Genomic DNA, 18,856 nt, shown 5'->3' with positions numbered 1-18,856 from the left:
CTTACTCCTCCGCAAAAAACTTCGATAGCGGATTCCCCTCCAGTTTATCTAACACCATCTTGCCATTCTTGTCCAACACATAGTAGTGATAAAAAGCGCTCGTGAATCCTAGAGATTCCTGCATTTTTGCCATGTACGTCTCCAAGGCCTTGTCATCTACATGATCTCCATTCCAGAAATAGTGCAGCATTAGGCGATTATGATTGAATGGATGCTTGATCGCATACGCTCCGGAAGCACCTGGTTGATTCATGGTATCCTTCCAGGCAAAGCCCATTTTGTTGGCCCGCTCGATGATACCGGATTTCAGCGCCTGGATCACCCCATTCGATTTACCGTTGCCAATCACGATCAGATTGCTTGTCCCCAGTTCTTTCTTTAATTTCTTTTTCAATACCTGGCGGTCCCGAATAACGTCATATTTCACTCCGCTGATATCAAAGAGCATCGTGAGCTGGTTCACCATGGCTTCTTGCTGCTTGCGTGCTGAACTGCTTACTTGATCACTCAGAACGATCGATAACGGCTCTCCCTGGAGAGCCTTCTCCATGATGCGGCTCATCGTTTCGTAGGGCAAGTCTGGAATTTGGTTTAAGGATGTTTGATACAGCAATTGAAACTGGTCATGCATATAAGCTGTTTTCTCTTCTTCTGACAGTTGGTATTCAGGCTTAAGTACAAAGCCCGGTTCGTATAGAGCCGTGGCCATTTCGTTACGGGCCTCTTCTCCCAGCACGTCTTCGATTGTTTGGAGGAGTCCCTCAATCGTGGCATTTTTGTGAACATAGCGTTTGAAATATTCCCTCATAAACTGATCGAACTTTTCTTCGCCAACAGACCGGTACAATTGGTAAATCGCTTGGCGACCTTTATCGTAATAAACCGGGCTAGCCATATCCCCCACCTCGTCATTGCTCGACGCAATGGCAAGTTCCAGCGGGGAATCGTCAAATTGAATGGATCTAAAGCCATTCAGCTTATCCCCCTGCTTCTCGGCAAAATACACCTTGGAAAAATCGGCAAAACCTTCGTCCAGGAAAGATTCGTTCTCCGAATCGTTCCCGATCAGAGCATGGAACCACTGATGTGCAATTTCATGAACGAATACCGTGTCCTGCGCGGGATCGGCCTGGCTGTCAACCTGTCCCATCTGAATGACCCGTGAATATTCGATAGCCACGCCCTCCACGTAAGACTCGACGATTCGGAATTCCGGATAAGGATAAGCGCCGTATTTATCTCCAAAAAATTCTATCGCTTTAAATGCCTGATCGATATACCGATCAATAACCTGTTTCTTTCCGGGTTCGTTATCAAAATAAAAATATTCGATCGTCAAGCCGTCGCGGGTAACACTGTCTACTTTGAAATTGGGACTGGCAAAAAATACGAATTCCCTTGTATTGTTGGAAATAGAGGAAACAACCTTACGGCCAGGTTCCACGTCATTCCGTGTCGTTATCGTGCCTGGCATCGCCACCTGATAATCGTCGGGAACGTTGAACTCTACTTCATAGTCTGCGGAAGTATAATAATCGGTTTCGAACGTTGGACTGTAAGGGGTTGTGTTCCATCGATGCTTCTCTTCATCATAGACCGACATGACCGGAAACCAGTGAGCGCCATTCACAATATCCTGGTAATACGATAAGCGCTGCGAACCATACGGAATGTTCAGAGAGAAGTCCATATGTACCGTTATCGTTGCTCCCGGTTGTAAGGGCTCCTTCAATTGAATAATCAAAGCCTGATCTTTGTTGTGAAACTCGAGAGCTTGGCTGTTAGCGTTCACTCCTTGAATATCAATACCTCCGAGAAAATCTTCGGGCTTCTTCTCCGGATGGTTCTTGCTGATTTCTTCGTTCGATCGTTTAAACATGGACGTCTGCGTCGATTTCGAACGGTTGGCATCGGCAAAGGTATGGAATACCAGCTGATTTAACGTATCCTGACTCGTGTTACGATAGGTAACCATGCTGCTTCCCTGCATCGTCATGTTCTTCTCGTTCAGTCTCGCCTGAATATGATATTGAATCGGCGCATGCGCTTCAACGCTCGCAGAGACTTGTGAAATTGTAGTCGGGGAAACGGCTTTTGCCACTGCATGACCCGCGCTGATGAGCGGGCATGCAGTCAATGTCAAAACAAGTGAGCTAATGATAGCCTTCTTCGATAGGCTCGTCGTTCTTTCTTTTAGATGAGTCACGTTATTCTCTCCCTCTGATATCGTCCTTATTTTTCTAACGTTTCAAGCTTCATCTTGGCTTTTTCCGGAATTTCGTTTGCCTGTACCTCTTGATAGGAACTGACTCCCTTTTCTTTAACATATAAACGCAAGTACGCTTCCTTTCGCAGCTCTTTATTTGCCCTAAAGGTTAACGTCTTCGCGCTCCCTTCTTTGTCGAACCCCTCCAGGTTGTACTCGTAGTAGATGTATTTCTCTCCGTTATCCGCTTTGTCTTCCACTCGGTTTCCATCTTGGATTTGCACATAATATGATTCTGTTCCGAGGCGATTGATGTTTACATTTTGAATGAATACAACAAATCCAATGAGGATGGCGACAAGAATGCCGCCGAAGATCAACGTTTTTTTCATGACTGTACTCCTTTATGATTGGTTATTTTGTTTTGGTTACGATTTTATAGTAGGACCTAACGGTAACAACGTAATAGATCAAATAAACAGAGGTATAAACGGCCATACAGATCACGACCGGAATCACAAGATTCATATGCAGAAGCTTAGACAACGCAGATAGTGCGACAGCGCAGTGTGCAATGCCTGCAGCGAGCGGCAAAGCAAAGATGAACAGCACTTGCTGGGCAATGCTCTTTTTAACCTCACGCCGATTTACCCCGATTTTGTATAATATCTGATATCTTGCTTTGTCCGAATTGGCCTCTGTCAATTGCTTGAAATAAATGATGCTGCCTGTAGCCGTAAGGAACACAAGTCCCAGGAATCCTCCCATAAAAATCAACAGGCCTGACGATTCCATACCTCTCGCATAATTATGATAATAGCTGGCGAATGAGGCGCTTTCCGGTAAGATGCCTTCTAGATCCTCCGTCAACTGCTTCGCTTTATCTTGGTTCGATATGCCATAAGCCTCCAGCAAAATCGTGTTGTTCTGTTTCTGCAATTGCGTATACAGTTCGTCGCTTACGACCACTGTAGAATAGACGGTCCCCATATTCAGCACGCTGAATTTCTTCAATTCCTTAAAGGTAATTTGCTGCTCCTGCTTGTCCGGGTTAAGCGTGACCGTAGAACCCACATACGTCGGTGAAATTCCTTCGTAATAGGCCGGGTCCAAGGCAACGGCCTCTTCTCCGCTTAAAATAAGGGTATCTTTGCGGCCCTGCACCTTCGCCAGCTCGTTAAAATCATGCTCGGAGATGACGCTGTATGTTTGGATATCATGCGAAAAAACATCGTTCAGCCCTCTGACATCAGCATCCACTTCAAGGACAGGGACGGACACATGATATAACAGCTCATGATGCGCAGCTGAGTCGATCCGCTCGTCTGCGCGTTTGGTCACGCTGCTGTCATGGGAGATCCACATCATGCTGTTCGGGTTCGCTTGCTGGGCGCTGCTTGCATTGCTGTAATAAAAGCTGTAAGCCGTCCCAACAGCGGTAAGTGTTGTCGCGCTAAGTACGGCAATGATGGTGAGCGTTCGCGCGTTGCCTTTGATTCGATATAGAAGCTGTGAGACACCTATCATGTTCATCCCGTTCCAGAATCTGTTCTTGTTGCTTCTGGACAATTTCAACAACGTAACGGTCAGGGTACTGAACAGCAGATACGTTCCGATAATCACGGTCATCAGGATGACAAGCGGCGTTAACATGAATCCCATCGCCGCCCAAGCCTTGGATTCCAGCAGATTTTGCAGAGCAAGCCAATATCCGGTGCCTATGAATACCAGAGACAATATAGCGGTGATCCATGAAGCCTTCGGTTCCCGTTCTCCCTCCTGATCCGCATGAAACAATTCAATCAATTTGAACCGGTAGATCAATCGGTAACCCTGCAGCGATGTGATAAGCGTAATAATCATAAATACGATGGTGGTATTGATGATGGCCGCAGGCGATATCGAGAAATTCGACACCGCATCATATCCCATAACCTTCATTAACAGGGATACAAAGAATCTCGTCAGCACGGAGCCTAGAACCATCCCGGCTAGTAGAGCCAGCACACCCATCAGAAAGTTTTCATAAAATAACATCCGGCCGATTTGTTTCTTCCGAACACCGAGCAATGAATACAATCCGACTTCTTTCTTGCGCTTGCGGGTAAAGAAGGAATTGGAATACCAAATGAATATAGCCACGAAGATGATCAGCACGACGGCGGCACCGCTAAAGGCTGAACTTATTTTTGTCGATCCCTCCGTTGCGGACTGAATGGCAGTATCATATTTTAATGAAACAAAAGTAAAGTAAATGACGATACTAAAAATCATCGAAGCAAAGTACAAAAAGTAATTGGTGAAATTTTTACGGATATTTTTTCTGGCTATGCTAAACAGTGTCATCGTGCTCACCCCCAAGTGCAGCCAGTACCTCCAGAATCTGTTCAAAAAACACCTTGCGAAGTTGGTCTTCTCTATGAAGCTCCTGGTAAAGCTGTCCGTCTTTTATAAAAATGACACGTTTGCAGTAGCTCGCAGCATAAGCATCGTGAGTGACCATCATGATGGTGGAACGATCGATCTCATTTAGTTTCTTTAAGCTTTGCAGCAGGCTGGTTGCCGACTTGGAATCCAGCGCCCCTGTCGGTTCATCCGCCAATATGAGGCTTGGATTGGCCACAATGGCGCGCGAGGCCGCGGTACGCTGCTTCTGACCACCTGAGATGTGATAAGGATATTTGTTCAAGATATCGCGAATGCCGAACGTATCAGCAATCGCGTTAACCCGTTTCTCAATCTCGTCTGCAGGCACCTTGGACAACGCCAGTGGAAGCAAAATATTTTCTTTGACCGTGAGTGTGTCCAGTAGGTTGTAGTCCTGAAATATAAAGCCGAGCTGATTCCGGCGAAAATCCGATAGCTGCTCCTCGTTCATCGACACGATATGCTGTCCGGCAATGGTAATATCGCCTGCCGTCGGTGCATCAATCGTCGAGAAAATATTCAGCAGCGTGGATTTGCCTGCCCCGGATGGTCCCATGATGCCGACAAACTCGCCTTCCTGAATTTCAAGATTGATATCGTGCAATGCCGTATATTGATTCCCTTGATTACCGAATGTTTTTTCTACATGTTTTGCTTGTAATATGGTTGTCATATGGCGTTCCCCTTCAAGTTGTCGTTAGTTAAGCACAGATGTAATTATAAAAGGCGAACCTTACACGATTTTTATACGAACCTTACATAAAGCTTAACAAACTTGTTCAGTACACGAACACAAGCATGCTTACTCAGAACAAAACAAAAACCCGCAGCATGGACACGGCCATGGCGGGCTTATAAGGTGTTTAACACCAAGAAAGGGGTTTGACAGATGAGGCCAACCGAAATCGAAGCCATCCGACAGCAGCTTCCCGGCTGGCTGGAAGCCAGCTTGCCATGTGTCAGCAGAGGCAAAGTCGCCGCCTACATCCCCGAGCTGTCGAAAGCTCCGCATGCTGCTCTGGGCATCACCCTTCTGAACACCATGGGTGAATCCGTCACAGCCGGGGACTGCGGGCTGCGCTTTACGATGCAGAGCATCTCCAAAGTGTTTACGTTAATATTAGCCCTGATGGACAATGGAGAGGATGCCGTCTTCAGCAAGGTTGGCATGGAGCCGACCGGAGACAACTTCAATTCCATGCTGAAGCTGGAGTTAGTAAGGCCCGGCATTCCCTTCAATCCGATGATTAACGCAGGCGCGATTACCGTTTCTTCCTTAATTCACGGAGGCAGCCCGAGCGAGAAATCCGACCGAATTCTTCAGTTTCTTCAAGAGCTATCCGGCAACGCTGGCTTGGAATATGACTTGGGCGTTTACCGTTCAGAATCGGAAACCGGGAATCTGAATCGTTCCATAGCATTCTTTTTGAAGGAAAACGGGGTTCTATGCGGAGATGTTGAAGAGGTGTTAGAGGTGTATTTTCGGCACTGCTCAATCGCTGTGAATTGCGCCGATCTAGCCAGAATGGCATTAGTGCTGGCTTGCAGCGGTACGGATCCGCTTACCGGCAACACGCTCATACCTAGAAGGTATGTTCAAATCGCCAGGACGTTTATGACGACGTGCGGCATGTACAACGCATCAGGAGAATTCGCTATTCAGGTAGGGTTGCCCGCCAAGAGCGGCGTTTCAGGGGGCATTTTAACTTTTGTGCCGGGACGTTATGGAATCGGTGTGCTGGGCCCAGCACTGAATGACAAGGGCAACAGCTATGCCGGCGTGCATTTGCTGCAGACCATATCCCGAGAGATGAACTGGAGTATCTTCTAATGACCAAAATCCCCCTGGAACCGTTACAGCTTCAGGGGGATTGAATCCGCTATATGTTCTGATGATAGCACTTCGTTTGCTAAGCGGGGAATGCTCCTACCCCGTTTGGAATAGTTCCGGTTATCCTATTTTCTGAAGAACAGTCGTCCAATCCGGTCTGCAAATTCCTGCATATTCACACTGGATGGGTCTAGACGGTAATATCCGTTCTTCACGGCCTCCAATACCCAGAGCGGTAACTTCTTGCCCTCAAGGAGCGGATATACGTTGTCGTAAGCCCACACGAGATGCTCCCAGCGTTTATCGTTTCCCTCCTGAATATACTCCGATACATCGAGTACCTTCCCTCTCCCTTCCTGCAGCAGTACATTCTTCAAATGAATATCCCGCGGGTTTAAGCCCTTACTGCGCACAAAGGAGCGTGCTGCTTCAACATCATCGATGACCTGCCTCGGAACGGGCATACCATAGAGCAAACAGTCGTACAGAGTGAATCCGGATTCATGGCTGATCGCCACGTAACGCTCACCTGCTCCATAAAATACAGGAAAATAGGGGCTGCCTACCAACTCATGATAGACCTTAATCTCCGCTTCCTTCTTAGGCTGCGCCTCCGCAGCATACAGTTTAAACGCATAAGCCGGCAAAGGTTCGTATACGAATACTGCAGCATCCGTACCGATTCCGATGCAGCGCAGGTCATCCGATTCGCCTTCAATCGTTACAGGGTCGTTCTCTCCATTCTTGAAAACATCCATGCAAGCCAGTGCGGTTTCTGCCTGCTTCCAATGTTCGTGATTCATGGGCCACCTCATTTGGTGTTACTGGACTTAAATCAGTATGATCGTACCACACTCCCGCCACAAAAAAAATATTTGCATGCTGTGCCTGATCCTGACCACAAAAAAACCGCGAGAGCTTCTCGCGGTTTCATGCTTGCTGCCTGCCTGTGATTACTCCGGCTTCACGAAATATCCAATACCAGCGGCATATTCAATCATTTTTTCGAATAATAGCTTGTCCGGTAAAGCGCATTTTACCCCTGTGTGCTTGAGGAATTCCGAGGTTTGCGGACAAGTATACCGGTAGATGGAATTCTTGGCTCCGTCGCCTTCGAATTGCGCCATCGCCAGCTCAAGGCCTTCCTTATCCTTCGGCTGCTGAGGATCCAATAACCATGCTTCGTACTCCTTCCAGTCCATCACCGAAATGTCATATCCATAGGCTTTGAAATGCTCCACCATCTCCTCATAAGGAACGGCAACCGGGTTGCAGATATGGAACACCCGCCCGACCGTTTCCTGCTGAAGCAGCAGTGCGGTAATGGCTTCCCCGGCATAGTTAATCGGCGTAATATCTACTTCCCATCTCACACCGGGCGCTTTCTTCAACAGCAGCATCGCTTTCAGCATGCGGTAAAACGCGTTGTTATCGATGTTTTTCTGGAAAATTCCATTCTCCGAGTTACAGGACAAATTCCCCACGCGATAAACCGATGATGGAATGCCTCGATCTGCACCGGCTTTAATGACCAGCTTCTCTGCATCCAGCTTGCTGTTCGTATAGACATTCTCAATGGACGACTCTTCATATCCCGTTCCGGCAACGATGGCATCCCACTGACCGCCCAGTGCCAAATCTTCAGGGATCCCAAGCGTAGAAATAAAGTGAAAGCGGATATGCGGTCTTCTCTGAGCCAAAGTCAACAAACGGTCCGTACTCTCCACATTGACTCTAGCAAAATAGTCGGAATCGCCAAAGTGCTTCACTTCGGCTCCGCAATGAATGATGGAATCGATGCGTGCTTCAATCATGGCAAGGTCTTCAGCTCCGAGCCCGAGATATTCCTGCTCCAAGTCGCCCTGAATCGCAATCACCCTTTTGTCCATTCGAGACTTGACCTCTTCGCCAAAATATCCGGTCATGATCTGCTCAAGGCGGGCATAGGGCTCCATCAGCTTTGTTGGTCGAACCAGACAGTAAACGGTAGCGGTCGATTGTTTGAGCAGTTCATACAGCAGATGTGACCCCAAATATCCCGTGGCGCCTGTCAGCAAAATATGCTGCTGGTGATAGATGGGTTGTTCCGAACCATCGTTGATCGGGAAAGAGATCGGATACTCAGCCAAATCCTGAATAGGAAGATCCCTATCTTCTAATTGATCGGCTGGGATGGTTACCTGCCCCATTTCCTCTACTCGCTCCGCTAATTTTGCAATCGTCGGATACACAAAGAAATCATTGATCTTCAACTGTGGATACTGCGGCTTAAGGAGCACCAGAATCTCCAGTATTTTCAGAGAATACCCGCCGATATCAAAGAAATCGTCGTGGATGCCGATCTTGGTTTGTCCAAGTGCTTGTTCCCAAGCCGCAGCAACATCCCGCTGAATATCGTTAACCGGTGCCTCGTAGTGGGAGTCATCCTCTTCCATCTCCATCGACAATTCGTACATTGCCAGCTTCTTACGGTCGATCTTACCGGTCGGGGATAGCGGCATTTCTTCCACGAAACACATGTATTTAGGAACCATGTAACCAGGTACTTTCTGACTTAAAAATTGCACCAAATCCTTAGCAGAAGCTGCTTGTCCATTATGGGTTGTATAGAATGCCGCTAGCATTTTGGTTCCGTCCTCGTCCATTCTCGGAATAACCGCGATATCCTTTACTTGTTCATGCTTCGCCAGATTGTCTTCGATCTCCCCAATCTCGATCCGGAAGCCTCTGATCTTCACCTGCGAATCTTTACGTCCCCGGTATTCCACTTGTCCGTTCGGCAGCAGACGAACCAAGTCTCCGGAACGGTAGTATTGTTTTCCGGATTCCGGTGTTATCGGATCCAGAATGAAGGCTTCTTTTGTTTTCTCAGGCTGATTCAGATAGCCTTTGGCTACGCCGACCGAGCAGATCAGCAGCTCTCCGGTTACGCAAGTTGGACATAACTCATTATGTTCATTCACAATATATAATTCATAGTTGGCAAAAGGCTTTCCGATATACACGGTGGCCAGATCGTCCGGAACCGGATAATCCACGACATGCCCTGTTGCTACAACCGTCGTTTCCGTTGGGCCGTATAGATTCACGATTGGAATCTGCAGCTTTTTCTGGAACATCCGAACGGTTTCTCCGGCCAGCGCTTCCCCTCCGACGACGATCGTCTTGATATTCCGGTATTTATGTGTGTCTTCCACAGGCAAATACGCTGCCAATTGATTAAAAAACACCGTAGGCAATATGGCGACACGAGTTGCCTTGGTTTCTGCTACGGCCTCCGTAAAGGCATCTATGGAGAAACGCTGTTCATCGGTAAGAAGATGCAGTCGTGAACCGCAAGCCAACGATCCGAATATATCGTATACGGAAGCATCAAAGCTGAATGTGGAATATTGAAGAATGATATCCTGTTCACTCATCTGTAAATTCTCTTGATTGGCCAGTGCCAAGTTCACGACGCCTTGATGAGCGATTAAGGCCCCTTTCGGTTTGCCCGTCGAACCGGAGGTATAGATGATATATGCCAAATCATCGCCTTCAACGCGGACGCCACAGGCTTCCTCCGAGTACGAAAGGAATTGTTCATCCAGACAGAAGTACTCTGGCTTCGGTTGAAAACCAGCCAGGAGTCCATCCAGCTTGGCTGTGAAGTCCTGATGCGTCAGAATGATCGCCGATTCGGTATCCTCGATAATATAAGCATTTCTTTCATCTGGATGTGATGGATCCAGCGGGATATAGGCTCCGCCGGCCTTGAGCACACCGAGCATACTGACAATTGTATCCAGGCCCCTCTTCATAAATATCGAGACGAATTGGCCTTTACGCAGTCCCTTGTCTATAAGCATATGTGAAACTTGGTTTGACAACCGGTCAAGCTGCTCATACGATACTTGCTCATGACCTGTCGATAGCGCGATTCGCTTAGGAAATCTCTCCACAATGGAAGCAAGCATCGACACAATGGTAGGATCCTTCGGGAGCTCTTTCTTCGTGTCATTGAGTATCGAGTACGCGTTCTTATCCTCTTCTGTCAGCATAGGCAAACGGCTAACCGGAACATCCATATGTTCAAGAGCCGCATTTGCAAGCTGTTCAAAATGCCTGCTAAATTTTTCGATCGTTTCTTCTCGATACAATGGTCGTGCATAGGATACATAGAGCGTCCATTCGTCCTTCTTCTCCTCCTGAACCATCCAGTTCAGCCAGCTGGAGCTATAAGCATAACCATTCCCATTATGGCCATAGATCGTTTGGAGCGGGAGCGGCTGACCGGTGAATCCTTCTATATCCTCAAGCGAATAGCTGCTTACTTCTATGTGCTCCATTTTGGCGGAAATGTGCTCATAGATCTGTGCGAATGAATCGCTGCCGCTTAAGTTAACTCTCAACGGAAGGAGATTGCCCTTCTCATTGTTCACGCCGATCAGTAAATCGGTATCGTGAGTCATTCGGTATAGAAACACCACATAGCTTGTGAGCATCCACGCCTTCAAGTCATATGAATCGCGGAACCGCTTGATTTTACCGGTTTCGATATGAAGCTTCAACGTCGTGCGATCAAGCTCTTGCTGCTGAAGATGCGCTGGACCATCGGTGTACAGATAGAATCCCGGTAAAGGTAGCTGCAGTTCATTCAACCAATATTCTTTGCCTTGTTCGATCATCAATGTTGTATTCAAAGGTTTCAGCTCCATCTTTTTTTCTCTACTGTTTTTGTTCTCGCAGTACTACACACTACACACGCAATTTGTTTACAAGCGCCTCCAGCTCAGCGGAAACCTGGTTGATCTGTTCTGCAGATTCAAAAATTTTGGTGAAGGAAGCCTGCTGTTCCTGGGCACTGATCCGGATCTCACCCGATACGGACGAGTTTCTCTCTGCAAGCTCTGCCAATTGTTTAATCGCTGCGGTAATCTGTTCGGTCTCGGCAACCATTTGCTGCGTAGCTGCAGACACCTCTTGAATTTGACTCGTCACCGTATCGGTTGCCACCAGCATGCCTTTAAACAGCTCTCCCGTTTCTTTGACAACTTCAATTCCCTTAGCGACGTTGTGTTCACCTTCGCTGATGGCTTCTACCGCAGATGCCGTTTCATCCTGAATGTATCGAACCAATTCAATGATTTGGTCCGCCGATTTTCTGGATTCCTCCGAAAGTTTCTTCACTTCACTGGCGACGACAGCAAACCCGCGGCCCTCTTCGCCGGCTCTTGCCGCCTCGATTCCGGCATTGAGTGATAACAGATTCGTCTGAGAGGCAATTTCGGTAATAACCTGTACGATCTGACCAATCTCATGTGAACGGTTCTGCAGCTTCTCGATGATATGCACCGAGTTTTTGACCGAATGATCGATGGAATTCATCTGCTCGATAACCTGCTCCACATTGTGGTTACCACGTTCCGATTGCTCCTTCATCTGTACGGATATCTCGGAAAGATCTGATGTATTGCCGGCAATCGTTGATACGCCGGATGAGATTTCCTCAAGCGAAACCACGCTTTCGGTAATGGAAGTGCTCTGCAGAGCAACGCGTTCCGACATTTCCTCCATATTTCTAGTAATAGCTGAAGATTTGTTATTATTGACTTCCACAGCGGAGAAGAGGAATTTAGACTGCTCTGCAGACTGCTCCGATACCGTTTTGATCATTGTGACAAGTTCATTAATATGATTGACGGTTGTATTGAACTTGGCATTGACCTGGCCCAGCTCATCTTCGCCAGCTTTTAATTGGACGGTGAAGTCACCTTTGCTCAGCTTGTCCAGCGCCCCCATTAATGCTTGAATCGGTGCGAATGTCCGTCTAATCGTGAAGTATTGCAATGCTAATACGATCAGCAAGGTAATCAGCAGCGCAAAAACCGTATTGGTGATCAATTCCTGTTTCCCGGAAGCGATTAAGCTTGCATCCACGTCGATCCCCATGTAAGCAAAAATCTCCCCGCTGGCATCCTGGAAAGGATGCAGCACGGTGATCCAGGTACCATAATTGTCTGTATAGGCTTTGGTGTAGACGATTTTTTTCGTTTTCAGCATCTCTCTTACGGCATCGGCGTGGATATCCGGCTGTTCGTATAAGTCGCCCAGATTCAAGTCTTCTTCGGCAAACATATCGAGCACTGCCGTCGGCATGGCAATAATCGAGGTCTGGTTGCCACCCTCGAGCTCCGGTCCAAAAATATAGCCCTGTGCAATATTGGGATGCGTTAAGGATAGATCATCAAACGTCTTGGTAAGTTTTTTTTGGATATCCGCATTGCGATCGGTTGCGCCTTTCACCGCTTGAGCATCTTCCACCGATACCGACTTAACCAAGGTATCCATAATTTTCCCCGAATCGGACTGCAGCTGCTTCGTCAGCACGTTGTCCTGGATATAAAAGCTTGCGCCAATCACGATGGCCCCGGTAATAATGATATAGAGGCTCGTCCACATCATGTTTTTTGTAACAATGCTCAGATTTTTAAAACGCATTCCTTTTGATAACGATTTTGGCTCACTCACTTGGTGTCTCTCCTTTGATATCTCTTATGTATCTTCCATTTAAAATAGGGAATTCTTTCGCGAACCTGTCGCATCACCTACTTTCCTGGAAACATTGAATATTTCCGGAATTTTCATGAATACATTACATTTTTCAAAAATGTTCATCTTGAAGAACCGCTTTCCCCCTCCATCATTCTTCTGACATAGGTTCATTTCACATAAAGCTCTTGTTATGTGAAATTCCAGTTCAATAGATCCATATTCACGTTATGATTCCATAAACATTACATCTTTTGTACTATTAATAAATCGGCATTTCCCTTTATATTTTTAATACTTTAGTAATATTTGAATGCAAATTAGTCCTGGTTTTCGACAATTGCTTGAATTTTTTACGACGGCTATTGCCTTAAAGTTCCGTTTCTCAGCTTGTTTTGAAACGCAAAAAGACGACATTCCTTAAGTCTTGTGACGTAGGAATATCGCCTTTTGGTTCATTGCTTTTTCCCTGACAACTAGCTAAAGAGCTCCATCAAGTTTTTTAATTTCTTTTCTAACGCGCCAAACTGTACAAAACGATCCTCTCTCAGATGCTCTTTTCCCTCTACGAATAAGAGGAGTACCGGTGCGGTAAATATCAAATATCTCGAGGCGATTTCACCGACGGCTTCGCCTTGGATATGTCCCAATGAGATGCGAGGGAACTGCTCCAACAACTCTCTAAGTTTGGGTAAGATCGCGTGGCATACGCTGCAATCTTGTCTGGATACATATACAAAACTGAAGGTGTGATCTTGAATAAACCGCTCGATGGCCTCTATCGATCTTAGTTCTTCCAGTTCTTTCATCTATTACACCATCTTTCAGGCGCGACAAAGGATTATGTTCAGTCCAGAACCGCGGTGATATGCGCAGACGTAACCGCCCAGTGTGAGGCCGTCCAATATTTCGCTTGGTCCTTCACATAGATAATTTGCGGCGATTCATGCTTTACGTTCAAATCCTCGGCAATTTTATTGGAAACCGGCCGGGACTCAATGACTTTAACCAGCGTGTAATCCACATCGCCGTTTGGCGTCTTATTCAAGTAAGATTCAAACTCCGAAAGAGCATTGGAGCTAACCGGGCATGTCGTGCTATGCTTCAAAATAACTTGGCCGCGCTCGGAGGATTTTTCCAGAATCGCATTCCATTCTTCTATTGTCGTAATTTCATTCCATTGCATGTAATTTTCTCCCCTTGGATGTGATGTAATGCATTGCATTGCTTCTATTATACAACCAATCGCTATGATACACATAGGCTGTATCATCCATCTTTCATGTGCAGACCGTCGGATGGCGATCATCCTCCCCCATCGATATCCTTTAAATCTTGTATGGGCTGGAGGAAAATCATATCCGCTCCCGTCACGTACTTCGAGCACAAAAAGAACCGCGATGGACGCGGCTCCCCTTTTGAATATGTATGTATTCGAACGAAGTTATGATTTTAGTGCTTTCACTATCAAAAAATGAGGGTTCATCATTAGGCGATCATACCATTTGGCCATCCATTCCTTAGCTTCCGGGTTGTCTTTATCCGCTAAACTGGGCTGCGGCTCGATGAGCTGATCGATTCGAAACCGTGAGGAAGTTACGTTGATGATTTCCTGAATCGGTCTTCTATAAAAGGAGACTTCGACGGGTCCGGACTCCGGTTTGTTCCAAACCTCCGTCAATAACTCACGGGCAAAGTAATCTTGGCGATCAAAATATTTAACATCCATAAAGGGATGATGAACGGAGTAAATCAAACTGCCGCCAGGTTTCAGCACGCGCTGAAATTCGCGAAAGGTCGGCGCCCAATCCTCGATGTAGTGAAGCGTCAATGAACTTACGATAAGATCAAAAGCCTCATCTTCAAAGGGCAGATCCTCGGTTATGTCGCATGCGAATACCGTCGCTTCATTGCCGACTCGCCTCTTACAGGCTTCTACCATCGCCGGACTCAGATCAACCGCTGTGACCCGGGCCCTTCGTTTAAGAAATTGCTCTGTATACCACCCCGCGGCACAACCAGCATCGAGGACGGCCATTTGCTCCATGTTTGCCGGTAACAAATGGATCATGGCCGGCCTTTCGTAATACGCATTATGTCCGCTCTGCGAATCCACATGCCGCTCGTAGTCTCCGGCCAGCTTATCATATGCTTTAATGACCTTCTCCTTCATGGTTCATACCTCCTCCAAGTACATATTGATCCCAATATTCAGCTTGAGTATAGCGAACAATACGTGCGCTCGAAATTTCCGGCCAGCAAGTCCTCTTTTCGAATGTAAAATTGCAGTTCACCCGCATCCCACCAGCAAAAACCTACATCGTCGTCCGAATCGATCGCCAGCAGCAGCAACGTATCCCGAATTTCCTGCTGGGCTTGCTCCGCGTTGCCGCCGCAATGATCAGTGATCTGCTGCATAGCCGCCTCCATGGAGTAATTGTACTCGGATCCGGTTAGCAGCATTAAAGCGGCCTCATGCTCACAATCTGCGTGCTGGGTAGAGGGATAGCCAAAGATCGTTGCAATGTCGTCAGATTCCAGTCCAGTCAATTGATGACACAGGTCCTCATAAGATTCAAAATCGTGCTCCTCATCCTCGACGATTGCGTCATCCACATATGCGTAATTAGGAGGCTCAAGCGTAGCTCTGGCTTCAATACGGTAGCCGGTGAACTCTTCTTCTAACGTGGTTTCCTCAGGAGCCTGGCGTCGAACCGCAGCCGCCGTCTGATCCTCTGTCAGATACAGAGCCCGATGTTCAATATTATAGGCAGGTTCATCAACGCCAATGAAGAAATACAGCATTCCGCCCAGTGGAAGCGAAGCGGTGGCATCATGAGCTGCCACATCCCTCAACTGCAGCTGTGCCAAAAAGGTCATCGGTGTTCCATCCGAAGTCAGTGGCCATTCAATTTCTTCGGGAAGATCCGGATCGCCGCCAATCCGTGAATGGCATGGCCTGGCATAGTCCTCCACTCCCTTTTTGGATAATCGTATGCCTTGGCGCGTATGTTCGATTAAATAGTCAGCTGCATGTTCAAATTGGTGTTCCTTGATGATGCTTTGCATCTTGATCAAGTTGTGTTCATTTAACTGCATGTCTTGTTCCTCTTCTATTCAAAGTTTAGTAATAATCATAACAAAAAACGGGGGTTTGCACGATTCCCTACTCATCCTTAAAGAGAAAAAGCGGCAAATCGAACGCCTATCGTTCAATCTGCCGCAGAGCGAAGAATATATAGGTGGTCAAAGATACCTCAACCTTTACTTGAATTCGATTATAAATGGCTGATGTTCTGTCGGTCCGATCGCAACCGGCCCCTGCTCTTTGACATAATTTTTGCGGCCGTTCACGAGAAGCCGGCGATGGTCCGGACTCCAATACATCTTAGAAGGTATGACCCCATGATAGATGGGTTCTGCGCTCAGTATATTCTTCCCTTGAAGCTTACCTGCATAAATTGTATTCTCCCCGTTCTGGGAATAGGCGACATATTTGCGATCCTTCGAGAACTCATAGCTATCCACCTTCTCCAGCAGAATGGACAGCTCATGATTTCTGCGGTCATATACGTACAAGGTTCCCTCCGTTCCTAAGAATACGAATTGATCATCGTTCAACCATGCGGCTTGGTCTGTGCCGATATCATGCTCATACTGAACATCAATCGCATTGCCGTTGACGGCACCCATAGCAATTCGACGACCGTGACCGTATTCGTCCAGAACGATGAGCGCCATTTTCCCGTCATCCGAGACGATCACCTTGAAAGGAAGGGCTTCCGTTTCAAGACCCTTCAGCCGATAAACACGTGCCGATTCCGATTCCGTATCAAAAATCCCGATGCTGGACTGCCTTTTGTTTGATTCCATCACCATATAGCTTACAAACCGGCTGTTGCCGGACCAAGTCGGTTCCTCAAACCAAAGCTCCTGATTGGCATCTGTCGTAGCTTCGAGGCTTTCCACCTCCCCGCCCGGATATGCTATCAATTGCAGAAAAACGCCCTCCTCCGTCTTGGCAATTCCCGAAACATATTTTCCATTGGGGGACAATTGATAGGAAAGCTTATTCATTTCAATCTCTAATGTATGGTCAACTCGCTCGTATGGGGATGAAAAACGCTGCAAGCTCAATTTCGCCGCGTCCACTGCTTCGGTTTCATAAAAAAGACCGACCACCGACTTGGATGCTGACCAGCCGAGCCATTCAACTGGATCCTTAGATTCTGGCATTCGATAAATCGTCTTCACTTGGAATGGCCGGCTTCCCTCGTCCACGGCTTGATCCGATTCCGCGCTGGGGATAATGACGGTCTCTGATTGCAGTCCGCTTGCACAGCCGGTCAGTAAAATCAAGGCAAGAGCATAGCATAATTTAAAACGTTTATATCGATATCTCATTGGACAGCCCCCGCCTTTACATAAGGAATTTCAACATTGACGACAGTATGAAACTTCTCGCTGACGATACGGATGGTTCCGCCGTGATCATCGACGATGGATTTAACGATACTGAGGCCCAGTCCCACACTGCCTTCTTCCTTCTGCTTCTGGCTCACCGAGTAGAACGGCTGGAAGACGTTTGCGAGCTCGTGTTCCGGTATGGGCTCTCCGGGATTATCGAAGGTATAACGAACGCTTCCGTCCACACGCTCAGCCTTGACGGTAATTTCCGATTGGGCGGCACTATATTTGATGGCATTATCCAGAAGATTGATAAAGAGCTGGCGCAGCCGATCAGGCTGGCCAAGCACGAAGGAACCTTCCTCTGCTTCGCAAACGATGCTCTTTTTATAGCGCTTGGCCCGGAACGACATGGAGTCAACTACATCGCGCAGAATTTTTCCCGAATCCACAAGCTCTACATCCTCTTCTCCAGCGTTGTGCTGTGATACTTCCAACAGCCTTAGCACCATGCCATGCAGACGTCGACTCTCTTCAACGATGTGATTCATGCCCTTATCGAAGAACTCCCGATCGTCATCCCCTTTCTCCCGAATGATCTCGGCATAACCCAGAATGGAGGTGAGCGGCGTTTTGAGTTCATGGGTCACATTGTCAAAAAAACGTTTCTCCTGCGCATTTAGCTCCTTCAAGCGATCCCGGTCACGCTCAATCGTGGATATCTGGCTGCCGATCCGGTCGATCATGTCATTGAAATTCAGAGCCAGTTTGCCAATTTCATCTCTTCGCCGGAATCGGATTCGAACATCCAGGTTCCCGTTCTTTACTTCAGTGGAAGCGCGGGTAAGCTTCACTAGCGGTATGGTGATATTCCTGGACAGCAGGTACGAGAACAGGAACGCTGCCCCGAAGATGGCAAGCGCAATGTAGAAAATAATGTCCATGATCCGGCCGCTTTGTTCGTAGAGCAGGGTAAAATCCTTGGTAAACCTCAATATGCCCACCTTGACTCCATCGATGATAACCGGATATGAATAGAGAACGGTTCCGCTGTTTCGACCATAGGTGATGGTATAGGCCGTCTTTCCCTCGATCGCTTGGCGAAGATCCGCATCCGAGGGTCCCGAGAATCTTCTCTCGTCCGATGAGAACAATAACTTGCCGTCGACGGTGTACGCGCTGACATGGCTAGAGGTAGCATGCTTCAAATCATTCACCATTTCCTCGGCCATCTGCCCGAAATAAAGCTTATTGTTCGTAAAATGATTGATAAGGAAAGCTTGCCTTACATATACATTGCTGTTGTTTTTAAGTCCAACCAGATCGGAAGTTACGATCTTCTGATTGCTTGTCCGAATGATCTCCTTGACAGTTTGATTGAGTACGAGGAACGACAGACTGAATATCACAAAAAAACCAACAATAAACTTGGCTCTGATGGTCCGGATCATCTC

14 protein-coding genes are annotated in these 18,856 nt (G+C 47.3%); 1 reads left to right on the top strand and 13 read right to left on the bottom strand.

Features of this window, described 5'->3' with window-relative positions; genetic code table 11:
* Position 1: 1 nt before the first annotated feature.
* Genes MKX98_RS14120 through MKX98_RS14105 form a run of 4 tightly spaced genes read right to left on the bottom strand, consistent with a single transcriptional unit; the run spans position 2 to position 5,306 of the window.
* Positions 2 to 2,206 carry a M1 family metallopeptidase gene (locus tag MKX98_RS14120; RefSeq protein WP_339223594.1) on the bottom strand — a complete coding sequence of 735 codons (2,205 nt, stop codon included), beginning with the start codon at positions 2,204 to 2,206 and terminating at the stop codon, positions 2 to 4.
* Between the two features lie 26 nt (positions 2,207 to 2,232).
* Positions 2,233 to 2,598 (bottom strand): YxeA family protein, encoded by a 366-nt coding sequence (locus MKX98_RS14115; RefSeq protein WP_194542333.1) that lies wholly within the window; start codon positions 2,596 to 2,598, stop codon positions 2,233 to 2,235.
* A 22-nt stretch (positions 2,599 to 2,620) separates the two neighbouring features.
* Positions 2,621 to 4,552, bottom strand: coding sequence for an ABC transporter permease (locus MKX98_RS14110; RefSeq protein WP_339223592.1), 1,932 nt, complete (start codon positions 4,550 to 4,552; stop codon positions 2,621 to 2,623).
* A complete protein-coding gene (locus MKX98_RS14105; RefSeq protein WP_194542332.1) occupies positions 4,539 to 5,306 on the bottom strand; it encodes an ABC transporter ATP-binding protein in 768 nt (255 codons plus the stop codon). The genes MKX98_RS14110 and MKX98_RS14105 overlap by 14 nt, the downstream gene beginning before the upstream one ends.
* A gap of 216 nt (positions 5,307 to 5,522) precedes the next feature.
* On the opposite strand from MKX98_RS14105, the gene glsA reads away from it, so the two are divergent.
* A complete protein-coding gene (gene glsA, locus MKX98_RS14100) occupies positions 5,523 to 6,464 on the top strand; it encodes a glutaminase A (RefSeq protein WP_339223590.1) in 942 nt (313 codons plus the stop codon).
* A gap of 125 nt (positions 6,465 to 6,589) precedes the next feature.
* Here glsA and MKX98_RS14095 read toward each other — a convergent pair whose 3' ends face one another.
* From MKX98_RS14095 to MKX98_RS14055, 9 genes are all read right to left on the bottom strand, one after another.
* Complete coding sequence (locus tag MKX98_RS14095; RefSeq protein WP_339223589.1) at positions 6,590 to 7,267, bottom strand: serine/threonine protein kinase; 678 nt, start codon at positions 7,265 to 7,267, stop codon at positions 6,590 to 6,592.
* 150 nt (positions 7,268 to 7,417) lie between these two features.
* Positions 7,418 to 11,146 (bottom strand): amino acid adenylation domain-containing protein, encoded by a 3,729-nt coding sequence (locus tag MKX98_RS14090; RefSeq protein WP_339223587.1) that lies wholly within the window; start codon positions 11,144 to 11,146, stop codon positions 7,418 to 7,420.
* Positions 11,147 to 11,201: 55 nt separating this feature from the next.
* Positions 11,202 to 12,974 (bottom strand): HAMP domain-containing methyl-accepting chemotaxis protein, encoded by a 1,773-nt coding sequence (locus MKX98_RS14085; RefSeq protein WP_339223585.1) that lies wholly within the window; start codon positions 12,972 to 12,974, stop codon positions 11,202 to 11,204.
* A 497-nt stretch (positions 12,975 to 13,471) separates the two neighbouring features.
* Positions 13,472 to 13,804 (bottom strand): thioredoxin family protein, encoded by a 333-nt coding sequence (locus MKX98_RS14080; RefSeq protein WP_194542327.1) that lies wholly within the window; start codon positions 13,802 to 13,804, stop codon positions 13,472 to 13,474.
* A gap of 38 nt (positions 13,805 to 13,842) precedes the next feature.
* Positions 13,843 to 14,181, bottom strand: coding sequence for a bacillithiol system redox-active protein YtxJ (gene ytxJ, locus MKX98_RS14075; protein ID WP_194542326.1), 339 nt, complete (start codon positions 14,179 to 14,181; stop codon positions 13,843 to 13,845).
* Positions 14,182 to 14,439: 258 nt separating this feature from the next.
* Positions 14,440 to 15,168 (bottom strand): class I SAM-dependent methyltransferase, encoded by a 729-nt coding sequence (locus tag MKX98_RS14070; protein WP_339223583.1) that lies wholly within the window; start codon positions 15,166 to 15,168, stop codon positions 14,440 to 14,442.
* A gap of 38 nt (positions 15,169 to 15,206) precedes the next feature.
* Entirely contained in the window at positions 15,207 to 16,094 is an 888-nt protein-coding gene (locus MKX98_RS14065; protein ID WP_339223582.1) for a YwqG family protein, read from the bottom strand.
* 165 nt (positions 16,095 to 16,259) lie between these two features.
* Complete coding sequence (locus tag MKX98_RS14060; RefSeq protein ID WP_339223580.1) at positions 16,260 to 17,399, bottom strand: WD40 repeat domain-containing protein; 1,140 nt, start codon at positions 17,397 to 17,399, stop codon at positions 16,260 to 16,262.
* On the bottom strand, positions 17,396 to 18,853 hold the full coding sequence (locus MKX98_RS14055) for a HAMP domain-containing sensor histidine kinase (protein WP_194542322.1): 1,458 nt from the start codon (positions 18,851 to 18,853) through the stop codon (positions 17,396 to 17,398). The genes MKX98_RS14060 and MKX98_RS14055 overlap by 4 nt, the downstream gene beginning before the upstream one ends.
* Between the last annotated feature and the right edge of the window lie 3 nt (positions 18,854 to 18,856).

Origin of the sequence: Paenibacillus sp. FSL W7-1332 (assembly GCF_037969785.1) — a bacterium.
GTDB lineage: Bacteria > Bacillota > Bacilli > Paenibacillales > Paenibacillaceae > Paenibacillus_AQ.
Note: the sequence above shows the minus strand (reverse complement) of the source record. Positions and strands in the feature narration are given on the sequence as shown.

What these genes read in the sequence shown, in the direction of transcription:
- MKX98_RS14115 (WP_194542333.1), bottom strand. Translation starts at nt 2,598, where the DNA reads ATGAAAAAAACGTTGATCTTCGGCGGCATTCTTGTCGCCATCCTCATT.
- MKX98_RS14110 (WP_339223592.1), bottom strand. Translation starts at nt 4,552, where the DNA reads ATGACACTGTTTAGCATAGCCAGAAAAAATATCCGTAAAAATTTCACC.
- MKX98_RS14105 (WP_194542332.1), bottom strand. Translation starts at nt 5,306, where the DNA reads ATGACAACCATATTACAAGCAAAACATGTAGAAAAAACATTCGGTAAT.
- glsA (WP_339223590.1), top strand. Translation starts at nt 5,523, where the DNA reads ATGAGGCCAACCGAAATCGAAGCCATCCGACAGCAGCTTCCCGGCTGG.
- MKX98_RS14095 (WP_339223589.1), bottom strand. Translation starts at nt 7,267, where the DNA reads ATGAATCACGAACATTGGAAGCAGGCAGAAACCGCACTGGCTTGCATG.
- MKX98_RS14080 (WP_194542327.1), bottom strand. Translation starts at nt 13,804, where the DNA reads ATGAAAGAACTGGAAGAACTAAGATCGATAGAGGCCATCGAGCGGTTT.
- ytxJ (WP_194542326.1), bottom strand. Translation starts at nt 14,181, where the DNA reads ATGCAATGGAATGAAATTACGACAATAGAAGAATGGAATGCGATTCTG.
- MKX98_RS14070 (WP_339223583.1), bottom strand. Translation starts at nt 15,168, where the DNA reads ATGAAGGAGAAGGTCATTAAAGCATATGATAAGCTGGCCGGAGACTAC.
- MKX98_RS14065 (WP_339223582.1), bottom strand. Translation starts at nt 16,094, where the DNA reads ATGCAGTTAAATGAACACAACTTGATCAAGATGCAAAGCATCATCAAG.
- MKX98_RS14060 (WP_339223580.1), bottom strand. Translation starts at nt 17,399, where the DNA reads ATGAGATATCGATATAAACGTTTTAAATTATGCTATGCTCTTGCCTTG.
- MKX98_RS14055 (WP_194542322.1), bottom strand. Translation starts at nt 18,853, where the DNA reads ATGATCCGGACCATCAGAGCCAAGTTTATTGTTGGTTTTTTTGTGATA.